We start from the raw sequence: 25,435 nt of genomic DNA on the forward strand, positions 1-25,435 counted from the left end.
TCGGGGGCAAGCTGTCGCCCCTCACCAGGTCAGGCCACCGCTGACCGGGAGAGGGAACGCAGGCGCCACGTCCACCACCGGGCCGCAGACGGCGGCCCCGCGGCCGCTACGCCGCCGCGTCGAACCCCGTGTCACGCGCCATCCGCTTCAGCTCCAGCAGCGCGTGCTTCTCTATCTGCCGGATCCGCTCGCGCGTCAGGCCGTGCTGCTTGCCGACCTCGGTGAGGGTCCGCTCGCGGCCGTCCTCGATGCCGTACCGCGCCTTGATGATCGAGGCCGTACGGTGGTCGAGCCGGTCGATCAGGTCCTCCAGCTCCTCGCTGCGCAGCAGCGTCAGGACGGACTGCTCGGGCGAGGCCGCGGAGGTGTCCTCCAGCAGGTCGCCGAACTGGGTGTCGCCCTCGTCGTCGACGGACATGTTCAGACTGACCGGGTCGCGGGCCCAGTCCAGGACGTCGGTGACGCGCTCGGGCGTGGAGCCCAGCTCCTGGGCGACCTCGGCGGGCTCCGGGTCGCGGCCGTTCTCACGGTTGAACTCGCGCTGGACGCGGCGGATGCGGCCCAGCTCCTCCACGAGGTGGACGGGGAGCCGGATGGTGCGCGACTGGTCCGCGATGGAGCGGGTGATGGCCTGGCGGATCCACCACGTCGCGTACGTGGAGAACTTGAAGCCCTTCGCGTAGTCGAACTTCTCGACCGCGCGGACCAGGCCCGCGTTGCCCTCCTGGATCAGGTCGAGCAGGGGCAGACCGGCGCGCGGGTAGCGGCGGGCGACCGCTACGACCAGGCGCAGGTTGGAGCGGATGAAGACGTCCTTGGCCTTCTCGGCCTCTTCGGCCAGCGCTTCGAGCTCCTCGCGGGTGCCGCCGGCGGCGTTGCCGTCATCGACGGTCCCGTCGAGGATCTGCCGGGCGTAGACGCCCGCCTCGATGGTCTGGGACAGCTCGACCTCCCTGGCGGCGTCGAGCAGGGGTGTTCGCGCGATCTCGTCGAGGTACATGCCGACCAGGTCGCGGTCGGCGATCTCCCCGCCTACGGCGCGAACACTGTTGGCCCCGTCAGCACCGCTGCTGGTGGCCTGACGTCGGGCGACGGCACGGGTTGCCATGCGTGTGCTCCCTTTGCGATGAGTCGGTCGCGGGATGGTGGCGGTGGGACACCGGGTGCGAGACCCGAGTACCCCTTCCGAAGGAAACAACGGCTGGAATCCGGACAGAATTCCCCTGCCGAGCACCTATTTTCGTGATCATGCAGTACCCTGCATGCCCCACCGAGAAGGCCGGATGTCTCCGGAGTACCGGGAAGCGCAGGTCAGGGCGGCAACCGAGGCCGGCCTCGGCAGCCTCACGGACCTCTACGACCACTACGTCCGTGAGACGCCCATCACCTTCGACGCGGAGCCCTTCACCCCCGAGCAGCGCCGCTCGTGGTTGCTCTCCCACCCTGAAGACGGCCCGCACCGCCTTCTGGTTGCCCGGGACCGGACAAACCGGAGTCTCTTGGGTTGTGTGACCAGTACGCCTTTCCGGATCAAGCCGGCCTATGCCACCTCGGTGGAGGTCGGCGTCCACTGCGCGCCCGAGGCTGTCGGGCGCGGTGCCGGCACGCTGCTGTACAAGGCGCTCTTCGAGGCACTGACGGACGAGGACGTGCACCTGGACTGAGCGCGGGCGCCCTCCCGTCGTCCGGCGACGGGCCGGAACCAGCCCCTCCAGTTGACGGTGGCGAGGCCCGGGTGTGGCCTGGAAGACGGGGGCGAGTGAGAGGAGCCCGTCATGGAGACACCCGTCCACCGGAACGGCGCCACCGCGGACCCGCAGCCCGGGCCCACGTCCCGGTCACAGTCCCAGCCCCGGTCCCGGTCCCAGTCCCAGTTCCGGTCACCGTCACAGCTTCAGTCCCAGGCGACCCCGCACGAGAACGCACCCGGCTCGAAGCGGCGCGGCATGTCCACCCCCGCCCTGGCCCTGCCCGTCGCCGCGGCGGTCCTCTACGGCCTGTGGACCGCCTTCGTCGACCGCACCAGCGGCTCCTCACTGGGCCACGCCTGGCTGCTGGGCCTGATCGCGGCCGCCGTCAGCGGAGCGCTCGGGCTGGCCCTGGTACGCATCCAGTCGACGCTGATCACCGAGGTGCGGGCGCTGGCGTACGGAACGCTGTTCGGCATCGCGATGGGCTACCTCTACAGCATCTCCCACACGTCCGGGCCGTCCATCCTGGAGTCGGTCCGGATGGGCCTGGTCATGGGCGCGGTGATGTTCGTCGTCTCCCTGTACGTCTTCCGCACCCACCGCACCCGCGAGCCCCACGGTGAACACCGCCCCCGCGGAGCACACCGGGCGCACGGAGCGCACCGGGCACACCCGACGCACTGAGGCGGCGCCTCGACCGCCTTGATCTCACGCCGGCACCGCGCCGATGCCCTACTCGGGCACGACGGTGACCTCGGGCGGCTCGGCGCCGTTCCCCCTCCGGATGACGCGCAGGGGGCCGCCGGGCCGCCACGTCTCCAGCACGATGTGCGGGTCCTCGACGTACGTACGGACCACCTCGGTCAGCTCCGTACGGAACAGATGGAACGGCTCCGTCGGACTCGTCTCCACCACATACTGTGCGAGCAGCGCCGGATCGGTGACCTCCATGGCTCGCCCGGCGAGCCGTACGTCGCCGCTCGCCATGTCCGAGGAGGGCCCCGGATCGGAGTGCAGGGCGAAACGCGGGTCACGCCGCAGGTCCAGCGTCTTGCGGGACCGGACCATCATGCCCAGCCACAGTTCACCGAAGCGGAAGTCCGCCTCGATGCCGCTCAGGCGCGGGGAGCCGTCGCGGCGGACCGTGCCGAGGACGTGCGGCCCGTGCGCCGTGAAACGTTCCTCCACCTGCCGCGCCAACCGGGGCTGTCCCGCCGCGAAGACGGCCCAGCGCACCCCCTCGGCACCACCGGCCGCGCCCGTCCCGTCACTCGTCCACATGTCAGCGCTCCCATGTGGCGCGTCGCCCGCGCCTGTCTCATCGCTCGCGGGGCGCCTCGGCGTCGCTACGCGGCTGGCTGTCCATTTGCGTCTCCTCACTCATCATGCCCTCGCCCTCCCGCCAATACCCGACATCTCCACTCGAATTGGGCTCGACACGGCGGGGCCCCTTCGGCCTTACGACCATTTCCGTACGGAGGCATGGGACCGGCGTCCGTTACGGCGTCCGATCACCCGGCCTAGCCTCGGCGCATGGACTTGGAGAGCGGCATTCTCGACGAGGCTCTGGAACGCCTGCACGCCTCGGGCCCCGAGTTCCAGGGGTTTCTCGCCAATCACGGGCCGATGGCGGTGGAGGCCCTGGTCCGGCACGGGCAGGCGGGTTCCGTCCACCGCTGGCTCGACCAGTACGCGACGAAGCTGGAGGAGGTGCCGAGCCCGCGGGAGGCGATCTCGGACGACGACTGGCGGACGGCGCTGGGCGATCCGCGCCGGGTCACCGACTGGACCGCGTACTTCACCCGGCTGGTCGCCGAGCGCCCGTGGCGGGAGGTGCTGGCCGAGTGGTGGCCGCGCCTGCTGCCCGGCATCGCCGGTGCCGCGACGCATCCCGTCATCCGGGTGGGTCATGTCGTACGGACGCTCCTCGACGACGGTGAGGAGGCGCCGCGCGTCGCGGAGTTGGCGCACGCGCTCGGTTACTGGGCGGCGCGCCACACCACGCTGCCCGTCACGGTGGTCCCCGCCGGCCCCGCCTCCCCCGACGAGGCGCTGGCCGCCCTCCCGCGCATCGCCGACCAGCAGGTCCTGCCGCTCGACGGTCTGGCCCAACTCCCCGGTACGCCGGGCTGGGCGGCCACGGCGGAATCACTGCGGGTGCCGTACGAGGACCCGGACGCCGCCCGTGAGCAGTTGGCCGCGCTGGTCCGGGCCACCGTCCACCGCTATCTCGACCACGGGCACGGCAACGGTGTCCTGATGGTGCACACCGCCACCGCCCCGAACGCCGTGCTGCGCACCCTGCCCGCGCTCCCCCGTGACCTGTGGGCGGCATCGCTCGGCGCGGCCTGGGCGGCGAGTGCCGCGATCACTTCCGTCTACGCGGCCGGCGAGGCGCTGCCGCCGCTGGAGGGGGCCGGGCGGCTCACCCCGGAGGAGGTGTTCGAGCGTTCCGCCCGGCACGGAGACGAGCACGTCATCAAGATGACCGACACGGCGTGGGACGTGGCGGCCTCGGCCGCGGACGGTGACGACCGGGCGCTGGCCGCCGCTGTGCGCGCCCAGCGGCTGATTTCCGCCGTTTCCTGAACGGATTGCCTCGGGTTGCGGCTGTTCCAGAGCGTTCCTGAAAAAACCGCAGTCCCTCGTACAACGGCTCACCTGCGTATTTCCCGCCCGTCACCCTTAGTTAAAACTTCAAGAAATGGCGGAGCGGTGAGACAGTGGATGGTATGAGCACCGAACCCGCAGGTGAGCCTCGCTGGCTCAGCGACGAAGAGCAGTACGCCTGGCAGTCGTACCTGCACGCCACCACGCTCCTGGAGGACCATCTCGACCGCCAGCTCCAGCGTGACGCAGGCATGCCGCACGTCTATTACGGGCTGCTCGTCCAGCTCTCCCAGGCCCCCCGGCGCCGGTTGCGGATGACCGAACTGGCCCAGAACGCCAAGATCACCCGTTCCCGGCTCTCGCACGCCGTGGCCCGCCTGGAGAAGAGCGGCTGGGTCCGGCGCGAGGACTGCCCCTCCGACAAGCGCGGCCAGAACGCCGTCCTCACCGACGAGGGCCTGCGCGTCCTGGAGAAGGCCGCCCCCGGTCATGTCGCCGCCGTGCGGGCGGCGATATTCGACCGGCTCAGCCCCGAGCAGGTCGGCCAGCTGGCCGCCATCTGCCGCACGGTGGCGGACGGCCTGCAACCCCAGGGCGCCGACCTGCCCTGGCTCCGCTGAGAAGAAGACGAGAAGCGGGGAGCCGAGGGGCGGGCCGGCGCCGGAGGGTTCGGAGTCATCCGCGGTAGGGGCCGTGGCCGGTGGCCGGTGACGGGTCACCGGCCGTCGGCCGCCGGGGCGGGTCGTCGCTGGCCGGCCACCGGTTGGTGGCCGTTCACCGGCCCGCCCCTGCGTACGCTCAGTGCGCCATGACCGGAATCGGCACGTCCGCCTCCGCCTCCGCGTCGGCGCCCTCGGCCGTGTCCGCGCCGTCACCGGAGCGGGCGACCGGACCGCTGCCGCCCTGGTGACCAGTGGTGACCATGGTGAAGGCGATGACCGCCGCGACGGCCAGGATGCCGACGGCCCACCAGATGGCGGCGGTGTAACCGTGCACCATCGACTCCAGCTTGAGCAGGTCCACCGAGGGCGCGCTCTTCGCGTGGGAGGTGGCGTACGCGGTGGTGGCGCTGGCCGCGATGGTGTTCAGCAGCGCCGTGCCGATCGCGCCGCCCACCTGCTGCGAGGTGTTGACCATCGCCGAGGCGACACCCGCGTCCCGCGGCTGGACGCCGTGCGTGGCCAGCGACATGGCGGGCATGAAGGCCGTACCCATGCCGAGTCCGAGCAGCAGGAAGGCGGGCAGGATCAGCGCCGGGTAGGACGTGTCCAGGTCGATGCCGGTCAGCAGGAACATGCCGACGGCGGCGAGCAGGAAGCCCGGGGCCATCAGCAGTCGCGGCCGGACGCGGGTCATCAGCCGGGCGCCGATCTGCGTCGAGCCGGTGATCATGCCGACGATCATCGGCAGGAAGGCCAGACCGGTCGTGACCGGCGTATATCCCTTCACGATCTGCATGTAGTACGTCAGGAACAGGAACAGACCGAACATGCCGATGACGGCCAGCCCCAGCGACGCGTAGACGCCGGCCCGGTTGCGGTCGGTGAGCACCCGCAGCGGCAGCAGCGGGGACTTGACCTTCGACTCGACGAGGACGAACACGGCGAGCAGCACGGCGGCGGCCACGAACAGGCCGACGGTCATTCCGGCGCCCCACCCGTCGGACTCGGCGCGCGTGAAGCCGTACACCAGCGAGACCAGGCCGAGCGTGGCCAGGATGACGCCGGGCACGTCCAGCTTGGACGGGTTGCGGCTGCCCGCGGGCTCACGGATCACCAGCAGCGCGCCGACGGCCGCGACCACGGCGAACGGGATGTTGACGAAGAAGGTCCAGCGCCAGTTCATGTACTCGGTGAGCACGCCGCCGAGGATCAGGCCCACGGCACCGCCGCCACCGGCGATGGCACCGAAGATGCCGAACGCCTTGGCCCGCTCCCGGGCCTCGGTGAACGTCACCGCGAGCAGCGACAGCGCCGCCGGCGCCAGCAGCGCGCCGAAGACACCCTGGAGGGCGCGCGCGCCGAGCAGGACGCCCTCGTTGGACGCGGCGCCGCCGAGGGCCGAGGCCAGCGCGAAGCCGACCAGGCCGATGATGAAGGTTCGCTTGCGGCCCCACAGGTCGGCGACCCGCCCGCCGAACAGCAGCAGACCCCCGAACGCGAGGGCGTACGCCGTGATGACCCACTGCCGGTTCGCGTCGGAGATGCCGAGATCGGCCTGGGCGGAGGGCAGTGCGATGTTCACGATCGTCGCGTCGAGCACGACCATGAGCTGCGCCAGGGCGATGAATATGAGCGCTTTCCAGCGCCTGGGATCGACGTGGGTGGCCGAAGAAGACATGGGTGGGTTCCGCCTAGTGGTGCGTGCCAGTGGGGCGTGAGCGAAGACATCGGGACGCGGGCAGGGCGTGGGGGCCCGGGGCCGCGGTGCCGTTGTGTGGAAAAACGGTGTCGGTGTGGTGTTGATCGGGTGTTCAGTACGTGTTGATCACGTGTTGATCGCTTGCGTGTACGGCGGGGGCGCGTCGGCGGTGCCGCCACGGTCACGTGGCGGTGCTCCGGCGCTCCGCACGGAGGGTCGGCAGGGACGACGAACCCACCGGCCGGCAGGTCGGTCATGGGTCGCCGGGAGTTCCCTTACGGGAGGGCGCCGCGTTCGGGCCGTCGGCCGTCAGCTGTGCCGGAGGTCCTCCAGCGTGGCCGCCGCGCCGGGCAGTTCCGAGCGCGCGGGCGCCCGCAGACCGTCCAGGAACAGCACCAGGTGCCGGTACACGAAACGGTCGAAGTCCGTACAGCCTCCCCCAGACTCCGTCCGGGGGTGCCCCCATCCGGGCAGCGGCCGCGTGAGTTGGGTGAGCGCGACCATCAGGTCACCGACGGCGATGTCGGTACGCAGCTGGCCGCTGTCGCGTGCGGCGCCCATCAGGGCCTCGACGGCCCCCTCCAGGCGCTCACGCGCTGCGTGCAGGTCGGGGTGGTCCTTGTCGACGCCGTCCGAGAGCAACGGGCACAGGGCACCGATCCGCTCCTCGACCGCGGCGAAGACAAAGCGCCTCAGCGCTTGGAAAGCATCGGGCTCCTCGGCGAGCGCGCACTCCGCCTTGTCCGCGGTGCGGTCCATGACGGAGAGCGTGACGTGGTGGATCAGCTCCAGCCGATCCGGGAAGTGACGGTAGAGCGTCGCATTGCCGACACCGGCCCGTCGAGCGATTTCATCGAGCGGGATCTCCGCCCCGAACTCGACCATCGCCTCACGGGCCGCGCCGATGATCCGCTCCCTGTTGCGCACGGCGTCCGCGCGGAGCCGGTGCGGCGGAGTCGCCGCGCAGGCGCCGGGGACGCGGGTGCGGGACCGGGTGGCGGTCATGTCGGCACGTTCCTCTCTGGGCTGGGCGAAGTGGGGAGTGACTCCCCGCTTCAGTCGGACACCGGGTTAAACGGGGATGCGCTCCCCGGTTATTTCCGGCCATCACTGTGTCCTGCACCACACCCGCCGGGCGCGGCGCCCGGCGGGCGCGGCGCCCGCCGGGTGGGCCTCGCGCGGCACCGCAAGCCACACGGCGTGCGCGGCCGGGCGGCCGGGTGGGTGCCGAGCACGGCGGAGCGCGTGCCGTATACATGCGCCATGACCGTTTCGCTCCGCCCGGCCGCTCTACCCCGCGCGATCCGGTCGTACGTGTACCGGGCCCCCGGCACGTTCATCTGGCTCGGCATCCTCTTCGGGACGTCGGTGATCATGCACCAGCTGACCCCCGACATCCTGGAGCGCGTCCTGCAACGCCGCTCCACCAACATCCACAATCTGCTGCTCTCACCCGGCCGGGTCCTGCTGACCAGCGCACTGTGGCTCGACGGCGGCGGCTGGCCCCTCTATGTCCTCGTCTTCAACATCTTCCACGTCCCCGCCGAACGCTGGCTCGGCACCGGCCGCTGGCTCGCGGTCATGGGCGTCGCCCACATCGGCGCCACGTATCTGAGCGAGGGAGTCCTCGCCCTCGCCATCCACACGGACGCGGCCCCGCACTCCGCCGTGAACACCCTGGACGTCGGCGTCAGCTACGCGCTGGCCGGCGTCGCGGCCGTCCTCACGTACCGCATCCCCTGGCGCCCCCTGCGCTACGTGTACGCGACTGGTGTCCTCCTCTTCTACACGGCCCCCCTCTTCGACCACCTCACCTTCACCGACATCGGCCACTTCAGCGCTGCGCTGCTGGGACTGGCGTGTTACCCCCTCACACCGAGGAGGAAGTCGGACCAGGCAGCCGTGCCGAACGCGAGCTGAGGACCCTGCGGGTCCTTGGAATCCCGGACGTGTATAGCGGTCGGGGTGGCGGATATTTCGACGCAATCGGCCCCATCGTCGTTGCTGTAGCTGCTCTTGACCCACACCAGGACACCATTCATAGTTCCTCCACCAGCTTTTCGATGAACCGAGCCGAATCCTCGGCGTGCATGGCCCGCTGGAGAAGTAGCTCATACCTCTGGATGATTTGCCTGACCCTCTCCGGATCCGAACACAACACACCGCCCAGGTGGCCCTCTTCGTAGGCGATCCGGTCATGGTCCGGCGTCACCAACAGATTGAACGGGCCGAAGAGCGCCGGGCTTGCACCGTCCCTGCGAGGCAGGACCTGGAGGGTCACGTTACGCCGCTCCCCTGCTTCGAGCAGCCTGTGCAACTGGTCCCTGTGGCCCTTTCTGGTGCCTAGAACCTGCCGCAGCACGGCTTCATTGATCACGAAGCTGAACGTCCGGGTCTCCTTGTCCAGCAGCGCCTGCCGCTCCAGCCGGAAGCTGACACGCTGCTCGACCGTCTCTCGATCGAGCGGCGGCCAGCGCCCCTCCATCAGTGTCCGCGCGTACTCCTCAGTCTGAAGGAGCCCGGGGACGAGCTGCGCCTGATAGGAACTGACGGCAAGCGCGTCGGCCTCGTACCTCATGTAATCCGCGGAGTACGACGGGAACTTCTCCGGCTCCAGGTATTCCCGCGCCGCCGTCAGCATCCCATGCGCTCGGCACATTTGGTCCGCCACCCGGAGCAAATGGACCGTCGGCTTTCGCCGTCCCTGCTCCATCGACTTCACGTACTCGGCCGAATAGCCGACCTCTGCCGCCAACTCCTCCCTGCTCACCTCTGACTGGCCCCGCCACAGCTTGATCTGATCCCCGCAATACCGCCACGCCATCGGCGGCTTGGCATTCTCTTCCATCATCGCGCCCGCCTCCCACTACCCGCGTAGTTGACCCACGGCAAACGCTAGACCCACCCACTGACAATTAAGCCAAATGAGCTGATCACGCCTCCAGTTGGTCATCGACGGACAAACGGCGATCAAGAACCGGCATCGCGCCAATACTGACGTCCGACATCGATGAGACGCAGCTGCCGCCGCGCCGTGCAGGCCACCGCGCGCCACCGCTCCGTGTCCTGGTCACCCCCGTCCCGTACGTCCAGGAACGCGGAGGCCGTCATCACCAGCCGGTCCACGTACAGCTCCGCCAGCATCCGTACGTCCTCGTCGCTCCAGCCACCGGAGACCGGCTGCGACTTGAGCGCCGCGGCGACCTCTGCCGCGAACCGGTCCAGTTCACCCGCTATGGCCTGCCGTACGGCCCGTACGCCGCCGTGCCGTTCGCGGGCGATGAAGCGGACGTGCGCGGGCTGTTCGCGTACGTACCGTTCGACGACCGCCACCGTGTGGTCGATCCGCTCCTCCGCGCCGGCCTGTTCGGCGAGGACCGCGCGGACGGTCGTGTGCAGGCTGCTCAACGACTCCTGGACCAGGGCGACTCCGAGTTCGCCCAGGTCACGGAAGTGCCGGTAGAAGGCGGTGGGGGCGACGCCGACCACCCGCGTCACCTCGCGCAACCCCAGGCTGCTCAGGCTCTGTTCCTCCAGCAGGCCGAGCGCCGCGTCGAGCAGGGCCTGTCGGGTGCGCTGCTTCCGGGCCTGTCGGACACCACCGGGCTCGCTGTGACTCATGTCATCCAGTAAACAACCGTTCTCCGAGTTTCTCCACCCCTACAGTGGGAACCTGAGTGAACAACTGTCCTCCAGAATGGAAAGGCAGATCATGCTCTTCCTTGTCGCAGCCCTCCTCCTGCTGGGGGTTCTGGTGGGTACCGCGGCACACCTCCCGGTCCCCGTCACGATCATCGCGGCAGTGGCCATCAGTTGCTGGCTGCTCGTCTTCTTCATCCGCGAGCGCCGCCACCACACCGACAAGAGCGAGGGAGTGTCCCGATGACCACCCTCACCACCGACCACGACACCGGCCCCGACACCAGCCACGACACCGACACGGACACCCGCCGCACCTCCGCACCCGCCACCACGCCGGACGCCAAGTCCCCGGCCGGGCCGGAGAAGCGCCGCTCGCCGCGCGGGCAGGCCGACGGCATGGCCGTGGCCGCGTTCGTCCTCGGTCTCGTCGGCACCCTGGTCGCCAACGTCGTCCTCGGCCCCTGCGCCCTCGTACTCGGAGCGCTGGCCCTGGCCCGTAACACCACGCGGCGTTTCCGTGCCGTACTGGGGATGGCCCTCGGCGCCGTCGATCTGATCATCCTGGCGACGCTGGCCACCGCCGACGGCACCCTGAGCTGGACGATCGGCGGCTGACACCGCCCATGTCCGCCTTGGCCCGCCGTACGCGACCGCCCTTCACCCCACGAGGGTGAAGGGCGGTCCGCCCGCGCGCTGCTGAGAGGCGTGGTACGGCTGCGCAGGAGCGTAGGCGTACGGGCGCGGGACCGAGCGCAGCCGCTGGTGCGGGCCGCGTTCCGCCCGTACGGCGTCGAGCGCGGTGAGCGACTGGACGGCGTACGCGACCGAGGCCAGCGTCATGTGGCGGTGCCAGCCCTCGTACGACCTGCCCTCGAAGTCCCGCAGTCCCGTCCGGCCGCCGATGCGGACGCTGTCGCGCGCCACATACGCGGCGGTCCTCGTGTACTGGTGCAGGTCGGCCGGGGACCTGCGGGTCGGCGTCGTCAGCCAGAAGTCCGCGCGGGCACCCGGCCCGCCGCGGTCCTCGCGGCCTTCGGGGTCCTCGTACCGCTGCGCGTAGAGCATCAGCTCACCCGTCTCGCCACGCGCACCGCTCTCACCGCTCAGTCCGCCCACGCCCGGCCGTACGGGCACGACCCGGGCCAGCACGGCCCGTACACCGGGGGCCACGTCGTGGACCTGGAGGCCCAGGCGTTCCGGGGCGGCCAGCACGCGCTGCGCAGGAAGCGCGCTGCGGCGCGTCGGACGCCCGCCGCGGTCCACCAGTTGGAGCGGGAGGGAACCAGGCGTGCGGGCCATGACGGGCAGACCGAGCGGGGCCAGGGCGCTCATCACTTCCCCCGCGTGGCGCATCTGGCTGTCCCAGATGACCGGGGCGGCGGCTCCGGGTGCCGCTTTCGCAGCCCGCTGTACGAGTTCGAGTATCTGGGCCACGCCGTCGTCGTCGGGGACGGGGAGGCCGGCGGACGGAGGCGGGAGGTGCAGGCTCCAGTCGACGGGGACGTTGAGGGCCTGGCCCGCGTACCAGAGTCCGTAGGCGAGCTGGCCGTTGACCAGCTGGCCGGTGGCAGGGACGAAGCGGCGGTGGACACCGACCGAGTTCGTGCCGGACTTGGGAATGAGCATCGGCCGCACCACCCACGAGCGCGGGCGGGTGAGGGCGATCAGGTAGTCGGCGAGGGCTTCGCGGACGGTGCGCCAGCTCCACGGGGCGTTGCAGATGAAGTGGTGGAGGCGCTGGGCCGCGCCGGTGTCGTCCAGTGTCCGGGCGATGTTGCGGATGGACTTACGGCCGGGAGCGGTGAGCAGCCCGCGGAGGTACTGCTCGCCCTTGAGGTGGTGATCCGCCCTGGTGAAGGAGGCGAAGAGGTGTCTGCACAGGTCCTCGACCCACGCCTCCTGAGTGCTGGTCGGCCGCCCGGGGAGGGGCGGCGGAACGGCGGTGGGAGATGCGGGCACGGACAAGGGACTGGCCCCCGGGGAGACGGGACGGGAGTGCGGGTGACAGCAGGACAATAAAGAATGTTCGCTATGTTTCTCGCCCTGCGGGGCGGATCGCGAACGACTTCACGAAGTTGCCGAGGGGCGGCGGCGAGGGCGAGCCCGCGCCCGGGACCTCGGGCCTCAGCCCCGCAGGCCGCCGGCGAACGGCAGCGTCCGCCAGTGCTCGACGGCGGGCTGCAGCGCCTCCACGAGCATGGGCAGCTGCGGTACGAGCGCGAGGCAGGCCACCGCCCGGATCATGCCGACGGCGTTGACGCAGCGCAGCGCGCGCTCGTCGAGTTCCCGCAGGCCCAGACGGCGCGCGGCTTCGTCGTACGCGGCCTCGCACTCGGGGCCGAGGGCCGCCAGGTCCCACTCGACCGGTCCGAGCGTGGTCAGTTCGAAGTCGGCGTACAGGTCGCCGCCCTTGGCCGCGACGATGTTGACGGCTGGCGCGTCCCCGTGGATCGGCTGGAGGGCGACGCCGGGGAACTCCGCCTCGAACGCGGCACGCGAACCGACCAGGGGCTCCAGCACCGCCCACTCCCGCCGCGCGCGGTCGAGGTCGGCCGGATCGATGAGGTCGGTGTGCCCTTCGAGGGCGGCCAGCGCCTCCGTGGCGAACCTCGGTTCGGCGGCCGACAGGAACGGCAGCTCGCCCGGGTACGCGCGCAATGCGGCGTGCAGGTCGGCCGTCAGGCGGGAGTTGCGTACGTAATCGGGCTCCCGGCCCTCGCCGCCGTCCTGCTCGACGAACTGCCAGAACGTCATCGAGAACCCGTCGCGCACCACGGGCTCCCGCGGCACGAGCGGGCTCGGCGGGATCACCGGGACACCCCGCATCGCCAGCCAGGCCACCACGTCCAGCTCCAGCCGCTGACGCGCCGCCTGGGTGCCGGTGCCGGCGTACGGCGGCAGGACGGTCGGGACCCGGACCACCACGGGCGAGGGGGCGAGGTGCACGACGACGGAGAACACGTCGTGCAGCACCGTCGCGTCGGTCACCGTCAGGCCCAGTTCACGTCCGGCGGCGACCGCTGCGTCCAGCGCACGCGACGTGCGGGCGGCTAGCTGGTCGGGCGTCATGAACTCCGGCAGTCCAGGCATGGCAGCGATGGTGCCACGGCCTGTGGCGGGGGCGCGACGGAATTGCCGATCACTTGCCGGGGGTGCCACGAGCGGGTGCCGTACGGCTTCGGGCGGCGGACGGCGGGCATCGGTGTCGGGCGGCGGTGTCAGGCGGCGGGCGGCGGGCGGCGGTGTCACCGGGACTCGGGCATCGGGCGGCGGTGTCACCGGGACGCGGCGCGCACCCGGCCTTCGCCCGCCCGGCACTCCCCCACCCGGTGCTCGGGCACCCGGTGTTCCGGCATCCTGAGGTCGCCCACCCGGTGGTCGCCGGCGTGGCCCCCGCCCGCCGGGTCCTCGCCGGCCGGCCGGTTCTCCGGGTACTCGTCGCCGCCTACCAGGAGCGGTGGCCGCGCGCCGAGCACCAGGCCCCAGACGTGGTCCACGTGCGCCGTCGGGGACAGCCCGGCCGCGACACCGCGCGGTACGCCGGTGCGGGCCGCGAACTCCGCGCCGGTCACCACGGAGACCGCCGTGGCGGTGACCGCCTCCGCGGTCGTCCAGCCGGTGAAGTCCGGGTGGGCGCGTTCGACGAGTTCGCTGAGCGAGGGCAGCCACATCGCGTACCAGGTGTCGCCGTCCTCCGGGAAGTCCCAGGCGAGGCGGGCGGCGGCCCGTACGGTCGGTTCCTCTTCGAGCAGCCGCGCGAGGGTACGGGTGAAGGTGACGACCCGTCGTAACTCGCCGCGTGCGGTGGCCTTGGGGATTCTGCTCGCGGTCATGAGGGAGGACAGTGCGCCGCAGGTCAGCGCGCAGCCGGTCTCCCTGACCGCTTCGGCGAGCGCCGCCTTGGACGGGAAGTGGAACGTCAGGCCGCCGATGGTGACGTCCGCCGCCGTGCTGATACGGGCCATCGAGGCGCCCGCGTACCCCTTCTCGGCCATCTCGTCGGCGGCGGCCCGCAGCAGGGTGCGGCGCGTCCGCTCAGCTCGGTCCTGTCGCGCCATTGTCCCGCCTCGGTGATCGCCCTCGGTTGCCAGCGCCGTACCGGTGACACCCAACCGTCCATGCTAGGCGCGGGTTTGGCGGGCCGCACGGTCGCGGCGCTAGTTGGCGGAGACTTGATCAGTATGGGAACCGGGGGCGGCCCCAGGGCAGTCGTTCAGTGCCTCGGGGTGGTTTCGGGGGGGCGGGGGCGGTTCCGATGGGCTGTGGGGTGTCCGTGGGTGACCGCGAGGCGTCCACGGGTGTCTATGGGTGTCCGTGAGCGTCCGTGGGCGTCCGTGGGCGTCCGTGGGGTGCTGCCGAAGCGGAAGCCGGGGGCCGGTGCCGGGCGCCGGCGCCACCGGTCGGCCCGAGGCGCGTCCGTACCGGATCGCGGGACCGTCACGGGCCGCTCCCGACCGGTCCCCGCGCCCGTTCCCGCGCCCTGCCCGCACGGATCGTTTCCTCGCCGCTCGCCCGTAGTTCGGCTTCCGTTCGGCCGCGTCCGGAGGGCTCCTGGTACGACGAAAAAAGCCCGGGACCTCGTGGGCTCGCAAAAAAAACGATCGTTCTTTATTCTTTGCTGGTCGGCGCCCGATTCACGGGATGACCACGGGAGGGAACGAACACCATGACGACAGAAACTGCGCATCCGGCTACCCGCACCCCCGCACACACCCTGGCCACTTCCCTCTCTTCCAGTCGCCCGCTCGCAGTACGTAGTCTGTCCGACAAATCGGGTGTGCGCGATGTCTCTCCCGTCACCACCGACACGCTCCCCGCCGCTTCCGGGAGGACCGCCCGCAACGGCCGCTCCGCCGCCCACAACGGAGGCACCGGCCGGACCCCGGCACCCGGTTCGACCGGGCCCGCCGGGCGAACCGGAACCGCCCGCAGGCCGGGCCGCACCGAAACCCCCGCCGCACCCGAGCGCCGTGCCGCCGCGTCCGGCGAGTCCGATGACTCCGCCTCCACCGCACCGGCCGTACCGTCCGGCGATTCCGGCAGAGCTGCCACGTCCGCCACATGCGTCACGTCAGAAGCATCCGGCACGCCCGGCACGTCCGGTCAGTCCGAAACGTTCGGTCAGCCGGAGACGTTCGGGACGTTCGACGCCTTCGCGGACGACCTTTTCGGCCATCTGCCGCGTACCGACCAGCGCCGCTGGGCCCACGCGTACCTGCTGGCCCTGCTGACCACCGAAGGCAAGAAGTCCGTACGCCGGCTGGCCGCCGCCGTCTCCGACTCCCCCACCGCTTCCCAGTCGCTGCACCAGTTCCTCAACGCCAGCCCCTGGGACTGGAACCCGGTACGCCGCGAACTCGTACGCCGGGCGGAGGAGCCCGCGGCGCCCCGGGCGTGGATCCTCGCTCCGGCGGTGCTGCCCAAGCGCGGCGGGCACTCCGTCGGCGTCCACCGCCGCTTCGACTCCGCCGCCGGGCGGACCGTCAGCTGTCAGCTGGCCATGGGGATGTTCCTGCCGGTGGGAGAGGCGGCCACGGCTGCCGCCGTGTCGGCGTCGGCCGCTTCGGGGGCTGCGGGCGCGGCTTCGGGAGCGGCTTCGAGCGCGACGTCGAACGGGTCGGCCGGTGGCGCGGCGGCCGGGTCAGCCGCTGCCGGTGACTGCGGCGGCAGCGCGGCCGTGTCCGTCGACTGGCGGCTGTTCCTGCCTCCCCAGTGGGCCGACGACCCCGAGCTGCTGCGCCGCAACCGCATACCCGCCGCGGAGACCAACCACTCCCGCCCGATGTGGGTGCACGCGCTCGACCTCGTGGAGGCGCAGGCCGCCCGTTCGACCTGCGCTCCGGCGCCGGTCGTGGCGGACCTGAGCGAGTACTCCGACTCCGTACGGCTCATCGAGGCGCTGGCCCGGCAGGGACGCGACTTCGTCATCGCCGTACCGGCCGCCACCGCGCTGGCCACTCCGCCCACGCCCGGCATGCCCGGCGACCCGGGCGCACGCCCGCGCCTGCTGCAGTCCGCGCCCACGCCGGTACGCCTGCCCGGCTCGCACCACACCTACCGCGCCTTCACGGAGCCCGGACCGGCCGGCGCCCGGCCGTCCCGGATCTGGCTCACCAACATGGCGCACCGCCGCATGGGCCAGCTCCTCGGCCTCGCCCGGCTGCACCAGCTGCCCACGGCCACGCTGCGCACCCTCGCGACGGACTTCGGACTGTACGACTTCGAGGGCCGCTCCTTCCCGGGCTGGCACCACCACATGACGCTGACCTCGGCGGCACACGCCTACCGGGCACTGACGGCGGTGCCGGACGAGCAGACGTTGACGACGGTGCGGTTCGAGTCCTGAGGGTGGGCTCCGGGGGCAGGTGAGGCGCGGGTCTGGGCCGGTTCAGGCGCGGGCCTGGAGGTGGGAGCGGTACCAGTCGGCGGCTTCCGCGAGTCGTACGAGAGGGCCGGGGCCCGGGTCGCAGCCGGCCACCTTCCACACCTCGTCGCTGCGGTACCAGTGGTCCCTGGCCAGGAGGGCGAACTGCCGCTCGCTCACCCGGCCGGGGACGGCATCGAGGCGCTCCAGGCACGCGTCCCAGGAGAGGTCGGGGGCGAGGACGGGTCCGGAGGCGAGGACGGGTCCGGAGGCGAGGACGGAGCCGGGGCCGTCCCGAGGTGAGGTGGCGCCCTGAGGTGAGATGGCGCCCGGCCGCGGCAGGACGCCGTGGCCGATCAGGGTGTCCATGAGGTCCCCGTTGCGTGCGGGGACGGGGTGACTGGCGTGGTACACGCCACCGGGGACGGCCGTCGGCGCCAGGGCCAGCCGCGCGAACAGGCGGGCCAGATCCTCGACCGCCACGACGGAGAGCAGACCGCGCCCGCCGTCCCAGCGCGCCGGTACCCGGTGCAGCAGTTCGGCCAGCGCCGGCACCACCCACCGGTCGCCCGCGCCGAGCACCAGGCCCGGCCGCAGCACCGTGCCGCCCGCTTCCAGCACCGGACGTTCGGCGGCCAGACGGGTGCGGCTCGCCGGGGAGAGCGGCGCGGGTTCGACCTCGCCCACGCCCGGGCCGGCGTGCGGCCCGGCCCCGTACACAGCGGCGGTGGAGAGCTGGACGATCCGGCCGACACCCGCCCGTACCGCTTCGCCTACAAGGGCGGCGGTGCCCCGCACGTTGACCAGCTCGCAGCGCTCCTCGTCCCGGCCGATGTCCGAGGCGAGGTGCAGCAGGGCGTCGGCGCCTTCGCAGACACCGCGCAGGGAGGCGGGATCGGCGAGGTCGGCGGTGACCCATTCGACGGGGACGATCGTGTCCGGCCGCGGGGGCGGGGGCGAGGGCCGGAGGGAACCCGGGAACGTGAGGGGCTCCGGGGGTGGGTGGGACTCCGGAGACGGGAGGGGGCCCGAGGACGGGAGGGAGCCAGGAGACGAGAGGAAACCCGGGGACGGAAGGAAACCCGGGGCCCCGGCGGGTTCCGGCGGCTTGCGAGCTACGGCGCGAAGCTGGACCGAGAGCGGAAAAACCGAATCTGAATTCGGATAAGACAGCAGCTTCCGTACCACCGCGGAGCCGATGAACCCGGTCGCCCCGGTCACCACCACCCGCCGGGGAGCCGTCGCCGCCGCACCGTCCGCCACGTCGCCCACCATGCCCTCAGCCGCGCCTCTCGCCACACCTTTTCCCGTCACCGTACGCGTCCGCTTCCGGCCCTCAGGCCACCGCCCGCTTCCGCCGTGCCGCGAGATCGACCTGCTGTCTGACGGCCGGCGCGGCGACGCCCGGGAGGAGGTAGCGCCAGAGGGAGACGACGCGTTTGTGCAGGTCAGCGCGGCCGGTGGAGATTTGCGAGAAGAGCTGCGTGCCGGTGTAGGCGCTGACCAGGACCCAAGCCAGTTCGTCCACGTTCACCTCGGGGAGCAGTTCGCCCTTCTCCCGCGCGGCGCGTAGCTGGCCGCCGAACTGCTCGGCCCAGATGCGGTACGCGGAGTCGTCCTGGACACCGAACTCCCCCTGTTCGGCCGCGAGCCTGACGCCCGCCCGCAGGGTGGGGTTGGACTGCAACTCCTCCGCCAGATACAGGGTGATGTCGACCAGCCGCTGGAGGCCGTCCTCTCCGGGCGGCATCCGCAGACCGTCGCTCTGCTCGACCATCACCGCCCTGGCCAGGGCTTCTTTGGACGGGAAGTGGAAGTACATCCCGCCCTGCGTCACACCGGCGCGCTTCATGATCTTGCTGATGCTGGCGCCGCTGAACCCGAACTCGTCGAAGACCTCGGCGGCCGCCCGGAGGATGACCTCACGTGTCCTGACCGCGCGTTCCTGCATGGACAGCACCAGCTCCCTCGACGAACAAAAAAGAATAGTATTTATTTTATGAGCGCCGAGGCCCTCACACGGTGACAGCCGAACCGGACCCGCCGCGGCTCCCGTTGGCCGCCGGGCATCCCGCGGTACGGCGACGACCTGCCCGAGAGCCCCGGCCGGACCACTACGGACCGCAAAGGGCCGGGCCGGACCAGACAGGACCGAACAGGACCGGGCCTGCAGACACTCCTCAGGGGGACACCCGCATGAGCACCACCGGCCGGCTTCCGGAGACCTCCGCACCTGCTCCTGCCGCCGGTCCGTGCCCACGCACACTCACCACCACCGTGCCCAAGGAGTATGTACACAAGACGGCGCTGTCCGAAGTCCTGCTCACCAGTTGGAAGGAGACGGCTCCGGACGTCCACGTCGTGACCGCGGAATGGCCGCGGGCCCACGCCTTCTACTCCTCCAGGAACCGGCTGCACGACCCCCTTCTGCTCGTCGAGACGATCCGGCAGACCATTCCGCTGCTCTCGCACCTCGCTTACCGCGTGCCGTTCGGGCACCAGCTGATCTGGGACCACTTCACTTATGCGCTCGAACCCGGCGTGCTGCGTACCGAGACTGCCCCCACCGAGATCGAACTACGCATCGTCTGCTCCGGCATCAGGCGGCGCGGGGACACCCTGAGCGCCCTGACCATGGACGTCGAGGCGACACGTAACGGCGTTCACCTCGGTACCGCGGTCGCCCGTTTCACCAGCCACGCTCCGGCCGTCTACCGCCGGTTGCGCGGTGCGTACGGCGACGCCGCCGAGGCGATGGCCCGCGCGGTGCCGCTGCCGCCGCCGGTCGCGCCGCGGCGGGTGGCCCGCGCCCAGTACGAGAGCGTGGTGCTCTCCCCCACGGACACCCGCAACCGCTGGCAGCTCCGCACGGACACCACCCACCCGGTCATCTTCGACCACCCGGTCGACCACGCCCCCGGAATGCTGCTGCTGGAAGCCACGCACCAGGCCGTCCATGCCGTACTCCACCCGCTGCCGGTGATACCCGTCGGCCTGAGCACCGTATTCGCACGGTACGCCGAACTGGACGCACCGAGCTGGATAGAAGCCACGGTGATCGACCGGACGGAATCGGGGGCGGAATGGGGAGAATCGGGGGAGGAATGGGGAGAACCGGGGACGGAATGGGGAGAGGAGCCGGGGGAGGAATCGGGGCCGGCGTCGCGGAACGATTACTCCGGGATCATCCACGTACGGGTTACCGCGCGCCAGCACGGCCAGGAGCTGTTCACCGCAAAGGTCAAGGCAAGACCTCTGCTTCCGGAGTCACGCCCGGTACTGAGCCTCGAACCTGACGGCCGGTCAAGCACGCGCCCACCGAGGAAGACAGACGCGAAAGCGGGCACGAAGGCAGGAGCGAAAGCGGGCGCGAGTACGGGGTTCCGTTCGCGCCCGTCCGGAAATCCATACACGAATACACCGCAAGACCTCACCTACCGACCTACCGCCTGAAACGTCCGCAACCACCAAATGCCGGTCCACACCGCTTACGCGCGGGAGTGTCACCCGAGAACCCCACCGCCGCGCGCCCGAATCACCCCCCGCGAAGCGCCGCACATCGCGCGCCATTCCGCTACGACTTCGGGAGATCCGCCGGGAGTTCCACGGTTCACCGTATGTTCACCTTGCGGCCACCTTGTCGCAAACAAGCCGCTCAACACCGTTCCGGCCACTGTTTTTGTTGTCATGTTCACGGCATACCAATGCCATGGTCCAGACCAGCACGGCACCGTACGTCTATCGGCCGCAACCGGCTACTACCAGCCACGCATCCCCTGCGAGCTGTGGCCACGAGGGGAAGGATCAAGCCAAAGTGTCCGTTCGTGTCGGCGTTTGAGCCATCCCTGGATTGCGGGCCTTTGACGATCACTTGGTCTTTCTTTTACGTTCTAGGGAGCGGCACCCGCGCGACTCGCGTGGCTGATCATCGCCGTTTTCCACCATCCCCTGCCTTCGGAGGCTCGACGGACATGGAACAGCTGATCAAGAAGATGGCCCAGGACGGCGTCTGGCGCGAGTGGGTCGCCGTGAACTCCCCGCGCGAAGCGGGCAAGGACGGCTGCATCAGCGCGACGAAGTCCGGCTGCATCAGCGCGACCTCGGCCGCGCCCAAAACGGGATGTATTTCCTGACCGGGCGCTGAGCCTTCCGGGCGGGGAGTCGGCCGGCGGCCCGCACACCTCCGGCCGACTTCCCGCCACTTCATTCCGCGGAATCCACGCGTTCCGCTCGCTTCCTACGCTTTTCGCACAGGTTCTCGTACGCCACGACACCGATCACTCCCCGTCCGCCAGACACGACAGACCTGAGGGTGACCATGGAAGGCCAGCCGAGCCGGCCGGGACAACCGACCGCCGCCATCGTGAACCGGATAAGGGACATACCGATCTACCGCTCGTCGATAGAGCGGGGGCACTTCCCGATACTGGACAAGCCCGAGATCGCCCGGGGATTTCCGGACAACTGGATGACACCGGCACTGGCCGACGCACTCGCCGCCGGCGCCGCGGAGTACGTGCTCTCCACCGGCACCAACCATGCGCGGATGCAGATCATCCGGCCTCCGTACTTCCTGCTGAACTCGTACTACCAGCTGTGGAGCGAGCACCCGGACATCTCCGGCACCTGGCACGAGGGGTGCCGCCGCGTCTCCCTCACCACCGTGCTGGCCACCGAGCACGTGGCGCGCGTCAACGCGAAGAAGCACGGCCGTACCGCGCCCGCGGCCGTACCCGACCTGGCGGACCGGCGTCTCGACGAGCGCACCTTCTACGTCAACCTCACGCTCGACCCGGCCCTCTGGGAGCGCGCGGACGTCGAGCGGATGCTCGACGAGATCCGTACGGCCCGGCAGGCACACCCGCAGGGCCGCTACCACCTCGACTGCAGCAGCTACCACTTGGCGCACCTCGTGCGGAAGGCGACCGACTGGGGCCTGTGGGACCGCTTCCCGCGCCCGGCGAGCATCGTGCACGCATACGAGTACACGCCGGTGAACGTGCGGCGCTACCTGACCGAGCACTTCGACTGCCCGGTCATCGACCTGTTCGGCAGCACCGAACTGGGTTACCTCTACTACAGCGACCGGCACGGCCGGTACCACCCGTACCTGGACAAGATGAGCGTCGAGCTGGTCCCGGTGGAGCCGGGCAGCCATATCTTCAGCATGATCGTGTCGAGCGTCCGGAACCCGTACATGCCGCTGATCCGTTACCGCTCCGGGGACTGCGCGCGCACGCTCGACGGCACACCGGATCCGGAGAAGATCTCCCGGTTCTGCGGCCGCGAGAAGGAGCTGCTCGCGTCGGCACACGGCCAGGGGCCGGTCGCGCAGGGCGACCTCGACGACTGCGTCAGCGCGGCGTCGTCCGACGTGTTCGTCCACCAGCTGTACGTGCCAGGGGACCGGAGTGGCGACGAACCGCGCAGCCCCGCCGAACTGCGGTACACGACCTTCGACGGCGCTCCCGTGGGCGCGGCGGAAGCGGCGGCGCTGCGCACGGGGGTGGAGCGGCTGACGGGTCTTCCGTGCCGCGTCGAGCACCGCGCGCACATTCCGATCGGGAAGTCGGGGAAGTACGCGTGGCTGGAGCGGGGGCAGGCCGTCGGCTGAAGGCGGCGCGCTCGAATCCGTACGGAGGGGATTCGGTCTCGTACGGATGGGTTCCGAATCCGTACGGGCGGGCTCCGAAGCCGTACGGGCGGGCTCTGAATCCGTACGGGTGAGTTCCGGTTCCGTACGGATCATCTCCGATTCCGTACGACTCGGAGCCGCACGGAGCGGCCCCGAAGACATCCGTACCGACCGCACCGACCGGACCGACCGCACCGGCCCCACCGGCCCCACCGGCCCCACCGGCCCCACCCGAAGACACCGGGAGCACCATGACCTCGCAGACGCAGGAACCGCACGTCACGACCGACGACCTCGTAGCCCTGCTCGGTGAGCGCCTGCACGCCGAAGCGGTGGAGCACTTCGTGGCGCTGAGCGGCGCCGAGACCGCGTACGTGGAGCGGCAGGTCACCGAGTGCCTGCGCTACCTCTACCTCGTCTCCCGCCACCGCGAGCAGCTCAGCGGTCTCTTCCTGCCCGTCGAGCAGGACATCGACGAGATCTGGCACTACCTCATCCTCCAGACGCGCGAGTACCGGGAATGGTGCGAGCAGCGGCTGCCGGGACGGTTCTTCATCGAGCACCGCAGCATCGGCTACGACGCGTACCAGCAGGAACCGGGGCGGGAGCAGGCGATCGAGGAGGCCCTGCGCTGGATACCGCTGTACGTCCGCGAGTTCGGCCCCTTCGACGAGGGCGCCCTGCCGCACTGGACGATCGTGCGCTTCCTGCACGACCAGCTGAGCATGTCGCTGCGGGACATCGCGGCGCTCCAGCCTGCCGGCGCGCCCTGAGCGCGCTTTCGGGGCAGCCCGAGAACCCCGAGAACGAGGAAACGGACCCAATGAGCGCTCGGCCCGGCACACCGGCATCACAGGCCACTTCCCACGCCTCGCCGCACGGCCCGCACGGCCCGCACGGCGATCCAGCAGCAGAAGTTTTGGAGCCCCCGGAGCAGAAGCGCGTGCTGATCGTGCTCGCGCTGTCGCAGACGCTCAGTGGCGCCGGGCTGGCCGCGGGCATCACGGTGGGGGCGCTGCTGGCGGAGGAGATGCTCGGCTCGACGGGGCTGGCCGGCCTGCCCGCCGCCCTGTTCACGGGCGGGGCGGCGCTCGGCGCGGTCGGCATCGGCCGGGTCTGCCAGCGCTGGGGCCGCCGGCCGGGCCTCACCGCGGGGTACGCGACCGCCGGGCTGGGCAGCCTCGGCGTCGTCGCCGCCGCGGGCCTCGGTTCCGTATGGCTGCTGTTCCTGTCCCTCCTCGTCTACGGGGCGGGTACGGCGACGACCCTGATGGCCCGGTACGCGGGCGCCGACCTGGCCGCGCCGACGCGGCGGGGGCGTGCGGTGAGCCTGGTCCTGTTCGCCACCACGCTCGGTGCGGTGATCGGGCCGAACCTGGTCGGGGTGACGGGCGAGGTCGCGTACGGCCTGGGCGTGCCGCGCCTGGCGGGACCGTTCCTGCTGGCGGTGGTCGCGTACGCGGCGGCGGCTGTGGTGCTGGGCCTGTTCCTGCGCCCGGACCCGCTGCATCTGGCGCGGCGCCTCGCGGAGGCGGAGGAAGCGTCGGCGGAGACGGACACTGCTCCCGGCGCGGAGGCGGCGGAGGACGCGCCTGCGGAGGCGGCCGCTCCCGCCGCCCCCGCGGCCCGAGCCGACACCCCCAAGCTCGTCACCGGCGCCGTCGTCATGACCTTCACCCAGCTGGTCATGATCGCCATCATGACGATGACGCCCGTCCACATGCGGGCGCACGGCCACGCGACCGAGACCGCCGGGCTCGTCATCGCCCTGCACGTGGCGGCGATGTACCTGCCGTCGCCGCTCACCGGGATGCTGGTGGACCGGATCGGCCGGCTGCGCGTCGCGGCGGCCTCCGGCATCGTCCTGCTCGCCGCGGGCGTCCTCGCCGCCCTCGCGCCGGCCCACTCCGTACCGGCGCTCGCCACCGCCCTCGTACTCCTGGGCATCGGCTGGAACTTCGGCCTCGTCAGCGGCACCGCCATCGTCACCGACGCCGTACCGCTGGCCACCCGCGCCTCGACGCAGGGCCTGGTCGACGTGGGCATCGCCGTCGCCGGCGCCACGGGCGGCATGGCGTCGGGGCTGGTCGTGGCCACGGGCGGCTACTCCACGCTGGCGTTGGGCGGGGGGATCGTGGCGGTGGGCCTCGTGCCGTTGCTGGTGCTGAGCGGGCGTGGGGGACGTGAGGGGCGTGCGGATACGGGTGCGGCCGCAGGTACGGGTGCGGGCGCGGGTACGTCTGTGACCGGGGAGCGGACATGAAGTACTTCAAGAGCCTCACGGGCCGCAAAGGCTTCCCCCAGCTGCAAACCCGTCCGGACACCGCCGGGCACCCCGCCCACTACACGGCCTCCAACCGTCCGCACAGCCCGCCGGGCGCGGGGCCGGTCCGTACGGCGGTCCGTACAGCGGCGCGCGCGGCGACGCGTACGGCTACTCGTCCGGCCACCGCCACCGAGTCCGCCGCCCTCACCCCGCCCGGCAAGCATCCGACAACACCGCCCCGTATGCGCACGGCGGCCCGCGTACGGCCCCCCGTACGACGACGGCCCCAACCCACCCAGAAATCCCGCAACACCAGCACCCCCCGAAACAACCGTTCCCCCCACCTCACCACCCACCGTTCCCCCCATCCCCTCAACCCCCTCAGCGTCCTCGGCATCTTCATCGTGGCGCTGACCCTGCTCTTCTCCGGAACGGCAGCGGCCAAGGGCGGCAAGATCCCGTCGCTCACGGCCGCCGGCGCCGCGCCCCTACAGGGGCCCGCGCCCACCCCCACCCCGGCGGCTCCCCCGGGCGCGCACGGCACCCCCACCCAGGTGGCCCCCGCCCAAGCCGGCTCCACCACGGGCATCCAGTACCGGCGCGACAACGAACGCGATCCCGGGCGTGAGAAGGACAAGGACCGTAACCAGGCGCGCCGTTGCACGCGGACCGCGCCGGGCGCGCCGTCCCCGTACCGCCGGCCGCTTCCGTCGCACCCGTGCGCGGCCCGGTCCTACCCGACCGCCGTCCTGTGCTCCGCACACACCGGCACTGTCGCCACACTCGCCACTTCAAGACCAGGCGTGGCCACCCGCCCCGCCTTGCACTGTCTCCACTGCGTATTCCGCTGCTGAGAAGCACTGCTG

The 25,435-nt window shown here is 71.1% G+C and carries 24 protein-coding genes and 2 pseudogenes; 14 read left to right on the plus strand and 12 right to left on the minus strand.

All coding sequences use genetic code 11. The features are described from left to right. Nucleotides 1–106: 106 nt before the first annotated feature. Nucleotides 107–1,108, minus strand: a complete 1,002-nt coding sequence (locus JXZ78_RS15215) for a sigma-70 family RNA polymerase sigma factor (RefSeq protein WP_030024263.1) — start codon at nt 1,106–1,108, stop codon at nt 107–109. Between the two features lie 175 nt (nt 1,109–1,283). Between JXZ78_RS15215 and JXZ78_RS15220 the strand changes: the two are divergent. Then, nucleotides 1,284–1,655 (plus strand): annotated as a pseudogene (locus JXZ78_RS15220) (GNAT family N-acetyltransferase); the annotation flags it as partial. A gap of 120 nt (nt 1,656–1,775) precedes the next feature. Beyond that, nucleotides 1,776–2,375, plus strand: a complete 600-nt coding sequence (locus JXZ78_RS15225) for a UbiA prenyltransferase family protein (protein WP_050502983.1) — start codon at nt 1,776–1,778, stop codon at nt 2,373–2,375. A gap of 48 nt (nt 2,376–2,423) precedes the next feature. Here JXZ78_RS15225 and JXZ78_RS15230 read toward each other — a convergent pair whose 3' ends face one another. After that, nucleotides 2,424–2,972, minus strand: a complete 549-nt coding sequence (locus tag JXZ78_RS15230; RefSeq protein ID WP_050502982.1) for a pyridoxamine 5'-phosphate oxidase family protein — start codon at nt 2,970–2,972, stop codon at nt 2,424–2,426. Between the two features lie 252 nt (nt 2,973–3,224). On the opposite strand from JXZ78_RS15230, the gene JXZ78_RS15235 reads away from it, so the two are divergent. After that, a complete protein-coding gene (locus JXZ78_RS15235) occupies nt 3,225–4,280 on the plus strand; it encodes a questin oxidase family protein (RefSeq protein WP_030024259.1) in 1,056 nt (351 codons plus the stop codon). 143 nt (nt 4,281–4,423) lie between these two features. After that, entirely contained in the window at nt 4,424–4,921 is a 498-nt protein-coding gene (locus JXZ78_RS15240; RefSeq protein ID WP_030024258.1) for a MarR family winged helix-turn-helix transcriptional regulator, read from the plus strand. 178 nt (nt 4,922–5,099) lie between these two features. Here the strand turns inward: JXZ78_RS15240 and JXZ78_RS15245 are convergent, their stop codons facing one another. Continuing rightward, the gene (locus tag JXZ78_RS15245; RefSeq protein ID WP_030024256.1) at nt 5,100–6,641 is read right to left on the minus strand and encodes an MFS transporter; all 1,542 of its coding nucleotides are present in this window, start codon (nt 6,639–6,641) and stop codon (nt 5,100–5,102) included. A gap of 330 nt (nt 6,642–6,971) precedes the next feature. Further along, nucleotides 6,972–7,667 (minus strand): TetR/AcrR family transcriptional regulator, encoded by a 696-nt coding sequence (locus JXZ78_RS15250; RefSeq protein ID WP_030024255.1) that lies wholly within the window; start codon nt 7,665–7,667, stop codon nt 6,972–6,974. 258 nt (nt 7,668–7,925) lie between these two features. On the opposite strand from JXZ78_RS15250, the gene JXZ78_RS15255 reads away from it, so the two are divergent. Beyond that, complete coding sequence (locus tag JXZ78_RS15255) at nt 7,926–8,582, plus strand: rhomboid-like protein (RefSeq protein WP_050502981.1); 657 nt, start codon at nt 7,926–7,928, stop codon at nt 8,580–8,582. On the opposite strand, the gene JXZ78_RS15260 is transcribed toward JXZ78_RS15255, so the two are convergent. The 3 genes from JXZ78_RS15260 to JXZ78_RS15270 all read right to left on the minus strand — a co-directional run bounded on the left by JXZ78_RS15260 (nt 8,525) and on the right by JXZ78_RS15270 (nt 10,283). Continuing rightward, entirely contained in the window at nt 8,525–8,704 is a 180-nt protein-coding gene (locus JXZ78_RS15260) for a DUF397 domain-containing protein (protein ID WP_078624631.1), read from the minus strand. The two genes, JXZ78_RS15255 and JXZ78_RS15260, sit on opposite strands and share 58 nt — an antisense overlap. Next, entirely contained in the window at nt 8,701–9,513 is an 813-nt protein-coding gene (locus tag JXZ78_RS15265; protein ID WP_030024253.1) for a helix-turn-helix domain-containing protein, read from the minus strand. Before JXZ78_RS15265 ends, JXZ78_RS15260 begins: the two co-directional genes overlap by 4 nt. 119 nt (nt 9,514–9,632) lie before the next feature. After that, nucleotides 9,633–10,283 carry a TetR family transcriptional regulator gene (locus tag JXZ78_RS15270; protein ID WP_030024252.1) on the minus strand — a complete coding sequence of 217 codons (651 nt, stop codon included), beginning with the start codon at nt 10,281–10,283 and terminating at the stop codon, nt 9,633–9,635. Nucleotides 10,284–10,374: 91 nt separating this feature from the next. Here JXZ78_RS15270 and JXZ78_RS15275 point away from each other — a divergent pair, with 91 nt between their 5' ends. Together JXZ78_RS15275 and JXZ78_RS15280 are read left to right on the plus strand one after the other, a co-directional pair. Beyond that, nucleotides 10,375–10,548, plus strand: coding sequence for a hypothetical protein (locus JXZ78_RS15275; protein ID WP_030024251.1), 174 nt, complete (start codon nt 10,375–10,377; stop codon nt 10,546–10,548). Beyond that, entirely contained in the window at nt 10,545–10,919 is a 375-nt protein-coding gene (locus tag JXZ78_RS15280) for a hypothetical protein (protein ID WP_030024250.1), read from the plus strand. The genes JXZ78_RS15275 and JXZ78_RS15280 overlap by 4 nt, the downstream gene beginning before the upstream one ends. Before the next feature lie 42 nt (nt 10,920–10,961). On the opposite strand, the gene JXZ78_RS15285 is transcribed toward JXZ78_RS15280, so the two are convergent. The 3 genes from JXZ78_RS15285 to JXZ78_RS15295 form a co-directional block, all read right to left on the minus strand. Then, nucleotides 10,962–12,263 (minus strand): IS701 family transposase, encoded by a 1,302-nt coding sequence (locus JXZ78_RS15285; protein ID WP_157851739.1) that lies wholly within the window; start codon nt 12,261–12,263, stop codon nt 10,962–10,964. A gap of 165 nt (nt 12,264–12,428) precedes the next feature. Continuing rightward, nucleotides 12,429–13,394 (minus strand): phosphotransferase, encoded by a 966-nt coding sequence (locus tag JXZ78_RS15290; protein ID WP_033039815.1) that lies wholly within the window; start codon nt 13,392–13,394, stop codon nt 12,429–12,431. A 185-nt stretch (nt 13,395–13,579) separates the two neighbouring features. After that, nucleotides 13,580–14,362: a TetR family transcriptional regulator gene (locus JXZ78_RS15295; protein ID WP_050502978.1), complete on the minus strand. Its 783-nt coding sequence runs from the start codon at nt 14,360–14,362 to the stop codon at nt 13,580–13,582. 1,100 nt (nt 14,363–15,462) lie between these two features. Between JXZ78_RS15295 and JXZ78_RS15300 the strand changes: the two are divergent. Further along, nucleotides 15,463–16,650, plus strand: a pseudogene (locus tag JXZ78_RS15300) (transposase); the annotation flags it as partial. 42 nt (nt 16,651–16,692) lie between these two features. On the opposite strand, the gene JXZ78_RS15305 reads toward JXZ78_RS15300, so the two are convergent. Beyond that, nucleotides 16,693–17,943, minus strand: a complete 1,251-nt coding sequence (locus JXZ78_RS15305; protein ID WP_050502977.1) for an NAD-dependent epimerase/dehydratase family protein — start codon at nt 17,941–17,943, stop codon at nt 16,693–16,695. Nucleotides 17,944–18,004: 61 nt separating this feature from the next. Further along, nucleotides 18,005–18,619, minus strand: coding sequence for a ScbR family autoregulator-binding transcription factor (locus tag JXZ78_RS15310; protein WP_030024243.1), 615 nt, complete (start codon nt 18,617–18,619; stop codon nt 18,005–18,007). A 245-nt stretch (nt 18,620–18,864) separates the two neighbouring features. Between JXZ78_RS15310 and JXZ78_RS15315 the strand changes: the two genes are divergently transcribed. The 6 genes from JXZ78_RS15315 (at nt 18,865) to JXZ78_RS15340 (ending at nt 25,423) form a co-directional block, all read left to right on the plus strand. Continuing rightward, a complete protein-coding gene (locus JXZ78_RS15315; protein ID WP_238783119.1) occupies nt 18,865–20,121 on the plus strand; it encodes a ScbA/BarX family gamma-butyrolactone biosynthesis protein in 1,257 nt (418 codons plus the stop codon). Between the two features lie 518 nt (nt 20,122–20,639). Continuing rightward, entirely contained in the window at nt 20,640–20,801 is a 162-nt protein-coding gene (locus tag JXZ78_RS15320; protein WP_167745480.1) for a hypothetical protein, read from the plus strand. A gap of 185 nt (nt 20,802–20,986) precedes the next feature. Beyond that, nucleotides 20,987–22,282 carry a phenylacetate--CoA ligase family protein gene (locus JXZ78_RS15325; RefSeq protein ID WP_030024241.1) on the plus strand — a complete coding sequence of 432 codons (1,296 nt, stop codon included), beginning with the start codon at nt 20,987–20,989 and terminating at the stop codon, nt 22,280–22,282. A gap of 272 nt (nt 22,283–22,554) precedes the next feature. Further along, nucleotides 22,555–23,076, plus strand: a complete 522-nt coding sequence (locus tag JXZ78_RS15330) for a glycine-rich domain-containing protein (RefSeq protein ID WP_030024240.1) — start codon at nt 22,555–22,557, stop codon at nt 23,074–23,076. Nucleotides 23,077–23,126: 50 nt separating this feature from the next. Next, complete coding sequence (locus JXZ78_RS15335) at nt 23,127–24,566, plus strand: MFS transporter (RefSeq protein WP_030024239.1); 1,440 nt, start codon at nt 23,127–23,129, stop codon at nt 24,564–24,566. Further along, on the plus strand, nt 24,563–25,423 hold the full coding sequence (locus JXZ78_RS15340) for a hypothetical protein (protein ID WP_238783120.1): 861 nt from the start codon (nt 24,563–24,565) through the stop codon (nt 25,421–25,423). The genes JXZ78_RS15335 and JXZ78_RS15340 overlap by 4 nt, the downstream gene beginning before the upstream one ends. The last annotated feature ends 12 nt before the right edge of the window (nt 25,424–25,435 follow it).

The sequence above is a fragment of the Streptomyces monomycini genome (assembly GCF_022271435.1).
GTDB lineage: Bacteria > Actinomycetota > Actinomycetes > Streptomycetales > Streptomycetaceae > Streptomyces > Streptomyces monomycini.

What these genes read in the sequence shown, in the direction of transcription:
- JXZ78_RS15215 (WP_030024263.1), bottom strand. Translation starts at nt 1,108, where the DNA reads ATGGCAACCCGTGCCGTCGCCCGACGTCAGGCCACCAGCAGCGGTGCT.
- JXZ78_RS15225 (WP_050502983.1), top strand. Translation starts at nt 1,776, where the DNA reads ATGGAGACACCCGTCCACCGGAACGGCGCCACCGCGGACCCGCAGCCC.
- JXZ78_RS15230 (WP_050502982.1), bottom strand. Translation starts at nt 2,972, where the DNA reads ATGTGGACGAGTGACGGGACGGGCGCGGCCGGTGGTGCCGAGGGGGTG.
- JXZ78_RS15235 (WP_030024259.1), top strand. Translation starts at nt 3,225, where the DNA reads ATGGACTTGGAGAGCGGCATTCTCGACGAGGCTCTGGAACGCCTGCAC.
- JXZ78_RS15240 (WP_030024258.1), top strand. Translation starts at nt 4,424, where the DNA reads ATGAGCACCGAACCCGCAGGTGAGCCTCGCTGGCTCAGCGACGAAGAG.
- JXZ78_RS15245 (WP_030024256.1), bottom strand. Translation starts at nt 6,641, where the DNA reads ATGTCTTCTTCGGCCACCCACGTCGATCCCAGGCGCTGGAAAGCGCTC.
- JXZ78_RS15250 (WP_030024255.1), bottom strand. Translation starts at nt 7,667, where the DNA reads ATGACCGCCACCCGGTCCCGCACCCGCGTCCCCGGCGCCTGCGCGGCG.
- JXZ78_RS15255 (WP_050502981.1), top strand. Translation starts at nt 7,926, where the DNA reads ATGACCGTTTCGCTCCGCCCGGCCGCTCTACCCCGCGCGATCCGGTCG.
- JXZ78_RS15260 (WP_078624631.1), bottom strand. Translation starts at nt 8,704, where the DNA reads ATGAATGGTGTCCTGGTGTGGGTCAAGAGCAGCTACAGCAACGACGAT.
- JXZ78_RS15265 (WP_030024253.1), bottom strand. Translation starts at nt 9,513, where the DNA reads ATGATGGAAGAGAATGCCAAGCCGCCGATGGCGTGGCGGTATTGCGGG.
- JXZ78_RS15270 (WP_030024252.1), bottom strand. Translation starts at nt 10,283, where the DNA reads ATGAGTCACAGCGAGCCCGGTGGTGTCCGACAGGCCCGGAAGCAGCGC.
- JXZ78_RS15275 (WP_030024251.1), top strand. Translation starts at nt 10,375, where the DNA reads ATGCTCTTCCTTGTCGCAGCCCTCCTCCTGCTGGGGGTTCTGGTGGGT.
- JXZ78_RS15280 (WP_030024250.1), top strand. Translation starts at nt 10,545, where the DNA reads ATGACCACCCTCACCACCGACCACGACACCGGCCCCGACACCAGCCAC.
- JXZ78_RS15290 (WP_033039815.1), bottom strand. Translation starts at nt 13,394, where the DNA reads ATGCCTGGACTGCCGGAGTTCATGACGCCCGACCAGCTAGCCGCCCGC.
- JXZ78_RS15295 (WP_050502978.1), bottom strand. Translation starts at nt 14,362, where the DNA reads ATGGCGCGACAGGACCGAGCTGAGCGGACGCGCCGCACCCTGCTGCGG.
- JXZ78_RS15305 (WP_050502977.1), bottom strand. Translation starts at nt 17,943, where the DNA reads ATGGTGGGCGACGTGGCGGACGGTGCGGCGGCGACGGCTCCCCGGCGG.
- JXZ78_RS15310 (WP_030024243.1), bottom strand. Translation starts at nt 18,619, where the DNA reads ATGCAGGAACGCGCGGTCAGGACACGTGAGGTCATCCTCCGGGCGGCC.
- JXZ78_RS15315 (WP_238783119.1), top strand. Translation starts at nt 18,865, where the DNA reads ATGAGCACCACCGGCCGGCTTCCGGAGACCTCCGCACCTGCTCCTGCC.
- JXZ78_RS15320 (WP_167745480.1), top strand. Translation starts at nt 20,640, where the DNA reads ATGGAACAGCTGATCAAGAAGATGGCCCAGGACGGCGTCTGGCGCGAG.
- JXZ78_RS15325 (WP_030024241.1), top strand. Translation starts at nt 20,987, where the DNA reads ATGGAAGGCCAGCCGAGCCGGCCGGGACAACCGACCGCCGCCATCGTG.
- JXZ78_RS15330 (WP_030024240.1), top strand. Translation starts at nt 22,555, where the DNA reads ATGACCTCGCAGACGCAGGAACCGCACGTCACGACCGACGACCTCGTA.
- JXZ78_RS15335 (WP_030024239.1), top strand. Translation starts at nt 23,127, where the DNA reads ATGAGCGCTCGGCCCGGCACACCGGCATCACAGGCCACTTCCCACGCC.
- JXZ78_RS15340 (WP_238783120.1), top strand. Translation starts at nt 24,563, where the DNA reads ATGAAGTACTTCAAGAGCCTCACGGGCCGCAAAGGCTTCCCCCAGCTG.